Genomic DNA, 10132 nt, shown 5'->3' with positions numbered 1-10132 from the left:
GCGTTGGGGTCGTAGCGCTTGGCCCGTTTGTCCGTCGTCACCTCCAGGACCTCGCCGAGGGTCACCAGTTCGCCGAGCGTGTTGTAGACCGTCGCTCGGGAGATCTCCGGGAGTTTCGCCACCGCTCGGGAGTGGACTTCGTCGGCCGTGAGGTGGACGTGTTCGCCGTCGAGGACTTCGGCCACGACGCGCCGCTGTGCGGTCATACGCCATCCGCGCCCGCGCAGCCGCTCCAGAAGGTCACTCATGCCGTCCAGATTAACAGCCGGGTGCCGTTTTACGAACGGGTGTGACTTTGGAAGCTGGCTTGACTTGGAATTAGTCCAATGTAGGATCCGGAGTGAAGTTCGGCGGGCGGCTGGAGGCCGTGGTCCAGGCCCTGCACGGTCGCTCCAGCACTGGACCGCTCGCCGGGTTTGGTGGGCCGCTCCCTGCGGGGGACGGCCCACCTGGCATGCCCCGGGGTTACGCCGGCACCCGCGCCGGGATCCAGCAGCGCACGATGTCGCGGACCGAGACGATGCCGGCGGGTTCGCCGCCGTCCAGGACGACGAGGTGCCGGAAGCCGCCGCGGGTCATCGCGAGGGCGGCGTCCTCCAGGGACATCGAGGGCGTCGCGAAGACGACGTCGGTCGTGGTGTGCGCGTGGGCGGGCTCGTGGTCGGGGTTCTGGCCGAGGCCCACGGAGTTGAGGATGTCGCGTTCCGTGAGGATGCCGATGTTGCCGGCGTCCGGGTCGAGGACGACGGCCGCGCCGACCCGGCGGGCGGACATCAGGGCGGCGGCCTGGCGGAGGGTGTGGGCGGGTCCGATGGTGAGGACCGTCGGGGTCATGGCTTCGTGGACGAGCATCGAGGGGTGACCTCCTCCTGTGATCCCGGAAAGTGCGGAGATTCACAAGTGCACAAGTGGGGGCGCCCTCAGCGTCGCAGGTAAAGCGGGGGTCAACAAGGGGGCGTGCGGCGCCAATTGAGGGCGCGCACGCTCAGATGTGCCGACGGGTGGGCGCCGTCAGTAGCGCTGGTTCAGGTACCCCAGCAGCTCTTCGTGCAGCAGCCCGTTCGACGCCGCCGCGTTCCCGCTGTGGGGCCCCGGACGGCCGTCCAGACCGGTGAACATGCCGCCGGCCTCCTGCACGACGATCGCCGTCGCCGCCATGTCCCACAGCGACAGCTCCGGCTCCGCGCACAGGTCCACCGCGCCCTCGGCGACCATCATGTACGACCAGAAGTCGCCGTACGCGCGCGTGCGCCACACCTCGCGGGTCAGGTCCAGGAAGCCGTTCAGGGTGCCGCGGTCCTCCCAGCCGGAGAGCGAGGAGTACGCGAACGACGCGTCGGAGAGGTTCGCGACCCGGGAGACGTGCATGCGGGACGCGGAGGACAGGGAGCGGCCGGTGAAGGCGCCGTGGCCCTTCGCCGCCCACCAGCGGCGGCCCAGCGCGGGCGCGGAGACCAGGCCGACGACCGGCTGGTAACCGCCCTCGGCCGCCTCCGTCAGCGCGATCAGGGTCGCCCAGACGGGGACGCCGCGTACGTAGTTCTTCGTACCGTCGATCGGGTCGATGACCCAGCGCCTGGGGCCCGTGCCCTCCACGCCGTACTCCTCGCCGAGGATCGCGTCTCGCGGGCGGGCGCGCTGGAGGTGGCCCCGGATCAGTTCCTCGGCCGCCTTGTCGGCCTCGCTCACCGGGGTCATGTCCGGCTTCGTCTCCACCTTCAGGTCGAGCGCCTTGAAGCGGGCCGTGGTGGCGGCGTCGGCCGCGTCGGCGAGGACGTGGGCGAGGCGGAGGTCATCGAGGTAGTCCGGCATGGGGGAACCGTATCCGCCGAGGTGGGAACGGGGCCACGCGCGGGGGAACGAGGTGGTTGCGGGTTGGTGTCGGTTTTCCCGTGACGGGTTCCCGCCGTATCGGGACGCGGGCTCTTGACACTGGTTCCGGGCGCGTCAAATGTGGGCGGCAGAGTTGCTCGGCCCAGGGAGGCGACGATGCCCTCAGCGCGGGAGTCTCTGCTGGACGCCGCTTTCGCGGCGCTGGCGCGGCGGTCGTGGTCGACGGTGCGGATGGTGGACGTGGCCGCGGCGGCCGGGGTGTCGCGGCAGACGCTCTACAACGAGTTCGGCAGCAAGGACGGGCTCGCGCGGGCCCTGGTGCGCCGGGAGGCGGACGGCTACCTCGCGGGTGTCGAGCGGGCGTTCGCCGGGGACGACGGCGCGGGCGACGTCGGTGAGCGGCTCGTCGGGCTCGCCGAGTGGACCGTCGCGCACGCGCGCGAGAACCCCCTCGTACGGGCCATGCTCACCGGCTGCTGGAGCGAGCGGCTGCCCTCGCCGCCGCTGAGGGCGGTGCTGTCGGCCACGGCGGTGCCCGCGCAGCGCCGCGCGGACGGGCCGCTGCCCTCGCCGGGCGACTTCGTGGCCCACGTACGGGAGCGGTCGCTGGCCGTGCTGGTCCCGGCCGGGACCGGGAAGGGCGACGCCGACGAGGTGGTGCGCGGCGCGGAGCTGGCGGTCAGGCTGGCCCTGTCGTGCGTGGCGGCACCGGCGGGGGAGGGGGGCGTCAGGGAGCTGGTGGCCGGGGCGCTGGAGCACCGGGCGGCGGGCTGAACCCCCGGCTCAGTGCGCCGACCCCGACAGCTGCAACCCGATCACCCCGATGATGACGAGGCTGATCGACACGATCTTCAGCGTGGACACCAGGTCCCCCAGGAAGATCATCCCGTAGATCGCGGTCCCGGCCGCCCCGATCCCCGTCCACACCGCGTACGCCGGACCCACGTCCAGCTTTCTCAGCGCGAGCGTCAGCAGCCCGAAGCTGCCCAGCGCGAACGCGGCGAACGCGATCGTCGGCCACAGGCGCGTGAAGCCGTGGGACAGCTTGAGGCACACCGCGAAACCCGTTTCGAGCAGTCCGGCCACGACGACCAGCAGCCATGCCATGTGCTGTCCTCCCGTTTGGTGTCACGTCTGGTGTCACGCTCGATCGAGGTCGGTGCGATTGTGCACTTACCGGACTCAGGTACACACAAACAACACCCAGGTCAGAGACGTGCCCTGAGGACCCGTCAGTCGCCTTCCGTGCGCTCGCGCGTCGCCAGCAGCCGGCGCAGCGAGTACAGGCGCGCCTGGTCCGCGTGGCCCTCGGCGACCCACGCGTCCAGCGCGCAGTCCGGCTCGTCGTGGCTGCACGCGCGCGGGCAGTCCGCCGTCCCCTCCTCCAGGTCCGGGAAGGCGTGGATGACGCGGGACGGGTCGATGTGCGCGAGGCCGAAGGAGCGGACGCCGGGGGTGTCGATCACCCAGTCGTCGGCGCCGTCCAGCGGGAGTGCGAGGGCCGACGTCGTCGTGTGGCGTCCCCGGCCGGTCACCGCGTTGACGTGGCCCGTCAGACGGCGGCGGCCGGTCGGCACCAGCGCGTTGACCAGGGTCGTCTTGCCGACGCCCGAGTGGCCGACGAACGCGGTCGTCCGGCCGGTCAGGAACTCCCGTACGCGGTCCGCCGCGTCGCCGTTCTCCAGCTCCTCGCGGTTCGTGACCACGTACGGGATGTCCAGGTCGCCGTACAGCTCCAGGAGCTTGTCCGGGGGGGCCAGGTCGGACTTGGTCATCACCAGGAGGGGGGTCAGGCCGCCGTCGTACGCCGCCACCAGGCAGCGGTCGATCAGGCGGGGGCGGGGTTCGGGGTCCGCGAGGGCCGTGACGATCGCCAGCTGGTCGGCGTTGGCGACGACCACGCGTTCGTACGGGTCGTCGTCGTCCGCCGTGCGGCGCAGGACCGAGGTGCGCTCCTCGATGCGGACGATGCGGGCCAGGGTGTCCTTCGCGCCCGAGAGGTCGCCGACGAGGGCGACGCGGTCGCCGACCACCGCCGCCTTGCGGCCCAGTTCGCGGGCCTTCATCGCGAGGACCGTGCGGTCCTCGACCAGGCAGGTCAGGCGGCCCCGGTCGACCGTGAGGACCATGCCCTCGGCCGCGTCCTCGTGCTTGGGGCGGATGTTCGTGCGGGGACGGTTGCCCTTGCGGTTGGGGCGCGAGCGGATGTCGTCCTCGTCGGTGTGCTTGCCGTAGCGACGCATGATCGTCAGTTCCCGAGCATCCCGGTCCACATCTCCGGGAAGTCCGGGAGGGTCTTCGCGGTCGTTGCCACGTTCTCGATCTCGACGCCCTTCACCGCCAGGCCGATGATCGTGCCGGCCGTCGCCATGCGGTGGTCGTCGTACGTGTGGAACGTGCCGCCGTGCAGGGGCCTCGGGCGGATGTGCAGGCCGTCCGCCGTCTCCGTGACGTCCCCGCCGAGTTCGTTGATCTCCTTCGTCAGGGCCGCCAGGCGGTCCGTCTCGTGGAGGCGGAGGTGGGCCACGCCGCGCAGGGTCGACGGGGAGTCCGCGAGGGCGGCCACCGCCGCGATGCCGGGGGTCAGCTCGCCGACGTCGCTCAGGTCCACGTCGATGCCGTGGATCTTGCCGGTGCCGGTGAACGTCAGGCCCTCGTCCGTCAGGTCGCAGGAGCCGCCCATCGCCGTGAAGATCTCCCGCAGGGCGTCGCCGGGCTGCGTCGTGCGCTTCGGCCAGTCCGGGACGGTGACCCTGCCGCCGGTCACCAGGGCCGCCGCCAGGAAGGGCTGGGCGTTGGAGAGGTCCGGTTCGATCGTCAGGTCCCGGCCCAGGAGGGCGCCCGGCGTCACCCGCCACACGTTGCGCTCGCCGCCCGCCTCCGGGGTGTCCACCTGGGCGCCGGCCGCGCGGAGCATGTCCACCGTCATGCGGATGTGCGGGAGCGAGGGCAGGGTGGCGCCGGTGTGCCGCACCTCCACGCCCTGGTTGAAGCGGGGGCCGCTCAGCAGGAGCGCGCTCACGAACTGGGACGACGAGGAGGCGTCGATCTCCACCGGCCCGCCGTCCAGGGCGCCCTGGCCGTGGACCGTGAGGGGGAGGGCGCCCCGGCCGTCGTCGTCGACCCTCGCGCCCAGGGCGCGCAGGGCGTCGATCACTCCGTGCAGGGGGCGCTCGTACGACCTCGGGTCGCCGTCGAACCTGATCGGGCCGTTGGCCAGGGTGGCCACCGGGGGGAGGAAGCGCATGACCGTGCCGGCGTTGCCGACGTCCACGGTCGCCGGGCCACGGAGGTCGGTGGGCAGGACCCGCCACGCCTCACCGGTGCCGTCCGGGCCGACCCCCTCCTCGATCCCCACGCCCATCGCCCTCAGCGCGCCCGCCATGAGCAGGGTGTCCCGCGACCGCAGCGGGCGGCGCAACCACCCCGGCTCACTCGCCAGCGCGGCTAGCACCAGGGCACGGTTGGTGACGGACTTGGACCCCGGCACGTGGACCGTCGCGTCGACGGCTCCGCTCGCGGTGGGGGCGGGCCAGTGGGCGGTGTGGACGGGGTTCTGCGGCATGCGTTCACTTTAGTCGGCCGCCGCATTCCGGGACGCGCGGCGTCACAGCCCCAGCAGCCACCTGCCCCCGCCCAGCAGCGAGCACAGCGACACCGTGTGGAACAGGAACAGCCACAGCCCCGCCGGTACGTGCGTCAGCCGCGACAGCTGGTCCGCGTCCGACTCCGCCGCCCCGCCGCGCCTGCGCTTGGCCTGGAGCTCGAACGGCGGGCGTACGCCTCCCAGGAGCAGGAACCACACCACCGCGTACGCGAACGCCGCCTGGACCTGGGGGCCCGCGAGCCAGGAGACCAGGAGGAAGGCGCCGCCCGACAGCACCACGGTCAGGACGCCGTACGCGTTGCGGATCATCACCAGCATCGCCACCAGGAGGGCTGTGGCCGCCCACAGGAGCAGGGTGATCCGGCCCGCGCCCAGCAGGGCCGCGCCGCCCAGGCCCAGCAGGGACGGGGCCGTGTAGCCCGCCGCCGCCGTGAGGATCATGCCGATGCCGTGCGGCTTGCCCCGGCTCAGGGTCAGGCCGCTGGTGTCCGAGTGGAGGCGTATGCCCGTCAGCGTGCGGCCCGTCAGCAGGGCGATCAGGCCGTGGCCGCCCTCGTGCGCGATCGTGATCGCGTTGCGGGAGACGCGCCACAGGTTGTGGGGGATCACGATCGCCAGCGCGGCGACGGCTGTGGCCAGGACCACCCAGAGGTCGGGGTCGGGCTGGAGTCCGGTGACTCGGTCCCACAAGGTGGCGTCCATAAGAGGCGGTGGCTCCCAACTGTCGTACAGGGTCTGGCAGTGTGGCACGTATGTGCGGACGGTATGCGGCCAGTCGTAGGCCCGAGGATCTCGCGGGAATCTTCGAGATCGAGAAGATCGAGCCGGAAGAGGCGCTGGCGCCCGATTTCAATGTGGCGCCGACGAAAGAGGTGTACGTCGTTCTCGACCGTCCGTTGAAAGACGCGGAGGACCGGCGGCCGGTTCGGCAGCTGCGGACGGTGAAGTGGGGGCTCGTGCCCTCGTGGGCGAAGTCGCCCGAGGGCGCCGCGCGGATGATCAACGCGCGGGCCGAGACGGTCGCCGAGAAGCCGTCCTTCCGGCGCGCGTTCGCGAGCCGGCGGTGCATCGTCCCGGCGGACGGGTACTACGAGTGGGTCACCGCGAAGGAGGAGCGGGACCTTGAGGTCGAGGGGAAGAAGAAGCGGCCCCGCAAGCAGCCGTACTTCGTGACGCCGGCCGACGGGTCCGTGTTCGCGATGGCGGGGCTGTACGAGTTCTGGCGGGACCGGACGCTGCCGGACGACCATCCGCTGGCCTGGTGGGTGACGTGCTCGGTGATCACGACCGAGGCCGAGACGACGCCTCTCGCGGTCGCCCCGGCCGAAGGGCCCGGCAGCCTGGCCGAGATCCACCCCCGGATGCCGCTGATGCTGACGCCGGACCGGTGGGACGCCTGGCTGGACCCCTCGACGACCGACCCCGACGACCTCGTACCGATGCTGGCGCCCCCGCCGCACGGCCTGATGCGGGCGTACCCGGTGTCGACGGCGGTGAGCAACGTCCGCAACAACGGCCCGGAGCTGCTGACGGAGCTGGAGGGCCCGGAGGAGGGCACACTCTTCTGACATGAGCTCCGAGATCGTCCCCACCGACGCGGGCGACGCCCGTATCACCTGGCACCCGGCGAAGAACCCCCGCCTCGTCCTCGCCGTGAGCCACGGCGCGGGCGGCGGTGTCGAGGCCCGCGACCTCCAGGCACTGGCCGCCGTACTCCCCGCCCACGGTGTGACCGTCGCCCTGGTCGAGCAGCCGTGGCGGGTGGCGGGGAAGAAGGTCGCACCGGCTCCGAAGACCCTCGACATCGGCTGGTCCGGCGTCTGGGGTGCGGTGGCCGCCGAGGGCCTGCCCGTCATCGCCGGTGGCCGCTCCGCCGGTGCCCGGGTCGCCTGCCGTACGGCGAAGGACCTCGGCGCCGTCGCCGTCCTCGCGCTCAGCTTCCCCCTCCACCCGCCCGGCAAGCCGGAGAAGTCCCGCGCCGGGGAGCTGCTCGGCGCGGGAGTGCCGACGCTCGTCGTGCAGGGTGGCAACGACCCCTTCGGGAAGCCGGAGGAGTTCCCGGAGGGGGAGTTCGGGATGGTGGAGGTGCCGTTCGGGGACCACGGGTTCGCGGTGCCGAAAAGGAGCGGGGTCACGCCGGAGGAGACCGTGACGGTCATCACGGACGGCGTCGTCCGGTGGATCGGGACGCTCGGGAATGTTGAGTCCCGTACGACTGTTGAGGCAGACACAGGACGTTGAGAAGGCCGTAGAGAGGGAGTCCGCCGCATGGGTTCGACCATCTGCCCGAACCGTTCCAGCCGCGCCGACCTGGACTGGACGGTGCTGCATGCGGCCAAGACCGCTCAGATTCGGGCGGCGGCGGGAGTGGATCGTCGTCTATCCTCCGATTCTGGTGGTACCGGTCTCGGTGCTGCCTGGAATCTTGAGGAGGTGGGTCCGGTCACCGGTACCGACGCAGGGACCGAACACGGCCAGGCGGAGCAGCCCGAGGGCCGGGGCGTCAACGAGTCGACCGCGGAGCGCAGCGCGCGCTTCGAGCGGGACGCGCTCGAATTCCTCGACCAGATGTACTCCGCCGCACTGCGGATGACCCGCAACCCGGCGGACGCGGAGGACCTCGTACAGGAGACGTACGCGAAGGCGTACGCGTCCTTCCACCAGTTCCGCGAGGGCACGAACCTGAAGGCGTGGCTGTACCGGATCCTCACGAACACGTTCATCAACTCGTACCGCAAGAAGCAGCGCGAACCCCAGCGTTCGGCGGCCGAGGAGATCGAGGACTGGCAGCTCGCGCGCGCCGAGTCGCACATGTCGACCGGGCTGCGCTCCGCCGAGTCGCAGGCGCTCGACCACCTGCCCGACTCGGACGTCAAGGAAGCGCTCCAGGCGATCCCCGAGGAGTTCCGCATCGCCGTCTATCTCGCGGACGTCGAGGGCTTTGCGTACAAGGAGATCGCCGACATCATGGGGACACCCATCGGTACGGTGATGTCCCGGCTGCACCGGGGCCGGCGTCAACTGCGCGGCATGCTGGAGGACTACGCGCGTGAGCGCGGTCTCGTCCCGGCCGGCGCGGGAGAACCGAACGAAGCGAAAGGCTCGGGTTCATGAGCTGCGGAGACGACCACGAGACGGACTGCTCCGAGGTTCTCGATCATCTCTACGAGTACCTCGACAGCGAGATGCCTCTCGGGGACCGGGACAAGTTCCGGGAACACTTCGACGAGTGCTCGCCGTGTCTGGAGAAGTACGGGCTCGAAGAGGCCGTGAAGAAGCTCGTCAAGCGGTGCTGCGGGCAGGACGACGTGCCGACCGACCTGCGCGCCAAGGTTCTCGGGCGGCTCGACCTGATCCGCTCGGGGCAGGTCGTCCCGGACCATGACGTCGCGGGTGCCCCTCAGGAGACCTGACACACCGCCTTTCACTCGAATGGGGTACTACCTCCAGTTACCCCTTCCGTCCCATCCGCCCGTCCCTAGGCTTCCCGTCCGTGGAGGCTATTGCGGGGCGGGCGCGGGTGTTTGTCGGGGCGGTCGTTCTGGTAGCCGTCGTGGTGTGCGCGCCCCTGCCCGGTAGGACGCCCTGGGCAGCCGTCGGGTTGCTCGCCCTCGTGCACGCCATCGGGGAACGGGCCGTCAAAGGGGCCTTCCACCCCGTGCTCCTCGCCGCCGTCTTCCTGCTGCCCCCGCCCGCCGCCGCCCTCGTGCCCCTGCCCGGTGCCCTGTGCGCGTCCGCCGGCCGGGTGCGCCGCGTCTGGCGGGGGGCCTCCGGGGCGGTCACCGTCTGGGCGGCCGGGTGGGTGCACTGGCGGCTCGGGGGCCGGGACGCCGTCGTCGCGCCGGAGTTCCCGTACGCCCTGGTGCCCGCTGCCGCCGCCGTGCTCGTCTACTGCCTCGTCCTGATCGTCCTCGACACCGGGGTGCGCGTCCTCGCCGGGGAGCCCGTGCGGCGGCCCGTGATCTGCCGGGCCCTCGCGCCGCTCGCCGTGCACGGGCTCGCCGGGCTGATGATGGCCGTGCTGTGGCGCAGCCCGTACGGGCCGGTCGCCGCGCTGCTCGTGCTGCTGCCGATGTGCGTGGCCTGGTGGGTGTTCGCCCAGGTGCACCGGGAGCGCGCCGCCCACAGCGCGACCATCCGCGCGCTCGTGCAGGCCGTCGACATCAAGGACGAGTACACGCGCGGGCACAGCGAACGCGTCGGGCAGGCGTCCGTGATGATCGCCCGGGAACTCGGCATGGACGAGGAGCGGGTGGAGCTGATCCGGTTCGCCGGGATCCTGCACGACGTGGGCAAACTCGGCGTCCCCACCCGGCTGCTGCGCAAGGACGGGCCCCTCACCCCCGAGGAGCGCCGCGTCATCGAACTGCACCCCGAGTACGGGCACGAGATCACCCGGGGCATCGCGTTCCTCGGCGAGGCCCGCTCCGCGATCCTCCACCACCACGAGCGGTTCGACGGGGGCGGCTACCCGTACGGCCTCGCCGGGTACGGGATCCCCGAGCCCGCCCGCATCGTCGCCGTCGCGGACGCCTTCGACGCGATGACCTCGACCCGGTCGTACAGCAGGGCACGCCCGGTGCCGGTCGCGATGGAGGAGCTGCGGCGGTGCGCGGGCGCGCAGTTCGACCCGCGGATGGTGGAGGCGCTGGGGAGGGCGCTGGACAGGTGGGGGTGGCATCCGGTGGTGAC

At 71.8% G+C, this 10132-nt stretch carries 13 protein-coding genes; 6 read left to right on the top strand and 7 right to left on the bottom strand.

Annotation, left to right across the window (positions count from 1 at the left end; translation table 11 throughout):
• The 3 genes from AOK24_RS40440 to hisN form a co-directional block, all read right to left on the bottom strand.
• The coding region (locus AOK24_RS40440) for a Fur family transcriptional regulator (RefSeq protein ID WP_167376909.1) at positions 1-248 on the bottom strand (248 nt) is incomplete at its 3' end.
• A gap of 217 nt (positions 249-465) precedes the next feature.
• The gene (locus tag AOK24_RS40435; RefSeq protein WP_055724895.1) at positions 466-852 is read right to left on the bottom strand and encodes a CBS domain-containing protein; all 387 of its coding nucleotides are present in this window, start codon (positions 850-852) and stop codon (positions 466-468) included.
• Between the two features lie 159 nt (positions 853-1011).
• Positions 1012-1812, bottom strand: coding sequence for a histidinol-phosphatase (hisN, locus tag AOK24_RS40430; RefSeq protein ID WP_055724894.1), 801 nt, complete (start codon positions 1810-1812; stop codon positions 1012-1014).
• Positions 1813-1989: 177 nt separating this feature from the next.
• Here hisN and AOK24_RS40425 point away from each other — a divergent pair, with 177 nt between their 5' ends.
• Entirely contained in the window at positions 1990-2607 is a 618-nt protein-coding gene (locus AOK24_RS40425) for a TetR/AcrR family transcriptional regulator (RefSeq protein WP_055724893.1), read from the top strand.
• Between the two features lie 9 nt (positions 2608-2616).
• Here AOK24_RS40425 and AOK24_RS40420 read toward each other — a convergent pair whose 3' ends face one another.
• From AOK24_RS40420 to AOK24_RS40405, 4 genes are all read right to left on the bottom strand, one after another.
• The gene (locus AOK24_RS40420; RefSeq protein ID WP_055724892.1) at positions 2617-2940 is read right to left on the bottom strand and encodes a DMT family transporter; all 324 of its coding nucleotides are present in this window, start codon (positions 2938-2940) and stop codon (positions 2617-2619) included.
• A 125-nt stretch (positions 2941-3065) separates the two neighbouring features.
• Entirely contained in the window at positions 3066-4076 is a 1011-nt protein-coding gene (rsgA, locus tag AOK24_RS40415; protein ID WP_055724897.1) for a ribosome small subunit-dependent GTPase A, read from the bottom strand.
• A 5-nt stretch (positions 4077-4081) separates the two neighbouring features.
• Positions 4082-5398, bottom strand: a complete 1317-nt coding sequence (aroA, locus tag AOK24_RS40410) for a 3-phosphoshikimate 1-carboxyvinyltransferase (RefSeq protein ID WP_055724891.1) — start codon at positions 5396-5398, stop codon at positions 4082-4084.
• 42 nt (positions 5399-5440) lie between these two features.
• Positions 5441-6142: a M50 family metallopeptidase gene (locus AOK24_RS40405; RefSeq protein ID WP_055724890.1), complete on the bottom strand. Its 702-nt coding sequence runs from the start codon at positions 6140-6142 to the stop codon at positions 5441-5443.
• A gap of 50 nt (positions 6143-6192) precedes the next feature.
• Between AOK24_RS40405 and AOK24_RS40400 the strand changes: the two genes are divergently transcribed.
• The 5 genes from AOK24_RS40400 to AOK24_RS40380 form a co-directional block, all read left to right on the top strand.
• Positions 6193-7008, top strand: a complete 816-nt coding sequence (locus AOK24_RS40400; RefSeq protein WP_055724889.1) for an SOS response-associated peptidase — start codon at positions 6193-6195, stop codon at positions 7006-7008.
• A gap of 1 nt (position 7009) precedes the next feature.
• The gene (locus tag AOK24_RS40395) at positions 7010-7681 is read left to right on the top strand and encodes an alpha/beta hydrolase family protein (protein WP_055724888.1); all 672 of its coding nucleotides are present in this window, start codon (positions 7010-7012) and stop codon (positions 7679-7681) included.
• A gap of 192 nt (positions 7682-7873) precedes the next feature.
• Positions 7874-8554: an RNA polymerase sigma factor SigR gene (gene sigR, locus AOK24_RS40390; protein ID WP_055724887.1), complete on the top strand. Its 681-nt coding sequence runs from the start codon at positions 7874-7876 to the stop codon at positions 8552-8554.
• Entirely contained in the window at positions 8551-8853 is a 303-nt protein-coding gene (rsrA, locus tag AOK24_RS40385; RefSeq protein ID WP_055724886.1) for a mycothiol system anti-sigma-R factor, read from the top strand. Before sigR ends, rsrA begins: the two co-directional genes overlap by 4 nt.
• Before the next feature lie 80 nt (positions 8854-8933).
• The coding region (locus tag AOK24_RS40380; RefSeq protein ID WP_055724896.1) for an HD-GYP domain-containing protein at positions 8934-10132 on the top strand (1199 nt) is incomplete at its 3' end.

It is taken from the genome of Streptomyces niveiscabiei (assembly GCF_001419795.1).
Classification (GTDB): domain Bacteria; phylum Actinomycetota; class Actinomycetes; order Streptomycetales; family Streptomycetaceae; genus Streptomyces; species Streptomyces niveiscabiei.
The sequence above is the reverse complement of the archived record's forward strand: the minus strand, read 5'-3'. Positions and strand labels throughout refer to the sequence as shown.

What these genes read in the sequence shown, in the direction of transcription:
- AOK24_RS40435 (WP_055724895.1), bottom strand. Translation starts at nt 852, where the DNA reads ATGCTCGTCCACGAAGCCATGACCCCGACGGTCCTCACCATCGGACCC.
- hisN (WP_055724894.1), bottom strand. Translation starts at nt 1,812, where the DNA reads ATGCCGGACTACCTCGATGACCTCCGCCTCGCCCACGTCCTCGCCGAC.
- AOK24_RS40425 (WP_055724893.1), top strand. Translation starts at nt 1,990, where the DNA reads ATGCCCTCAGCGCGGGAGTCTCTGCTGGACGCCGCTTTCGCGGCGCTG.
- AOK24_RS40420 (WP_055724892.1), bottom strand. Translation starts at nt 2,940, where the DNA reads ATGGCATGGCTGCTGGTCGTCGTGGCCGGACTGCTCGAAACGGGTTTC.
- rsgA (WP_055724897.1), bottom strand. Translation starts at nt 4,076, where the DNA reads ATGCGTCGCTACGGCAAGCACACCGACGAGGACGACATCCGCTCGCGC.
- aroA (WP_055724891.1), bottom strand. Translation starts at nt 5,398, where the DNA reads ATGCCGCAGAACCCCGTCCACACCGCCCACTGGCCCGCCCCCACCGCG.
- AOK24_RS40405 (WP_055724890.1), bottom strand. Translation starts at nt 6,142, where the DNA reads ATGGACGCCACCTTGTGGGACCGAGTCACCGGACTCCAGCCCGACCCC.
- AOK24_RS40400 (WP_055724889.1), top strand. Translation starts at nt 6,193, where the DNA reads ATGTGCGGACGGTATGCGGCCAGTCGTAGGCCCGAGGATCTCGCGGGA.
- AOK24_RS40395 (WP_055724888.1), top strand. Translation starts at nt 7,010, where the DNA reads ATGAGCTCCGAGATCGTCCCCACCGACGCGGGCGACGCCCGTATCACC.
- rsrA (WP_055724886.1), top strand. Translation starts at nt 8,551, where the DNA reads ATGAGCTGCGGAGACGACCACGAGACGGACTGCTCCGAGGTTCTCGAT.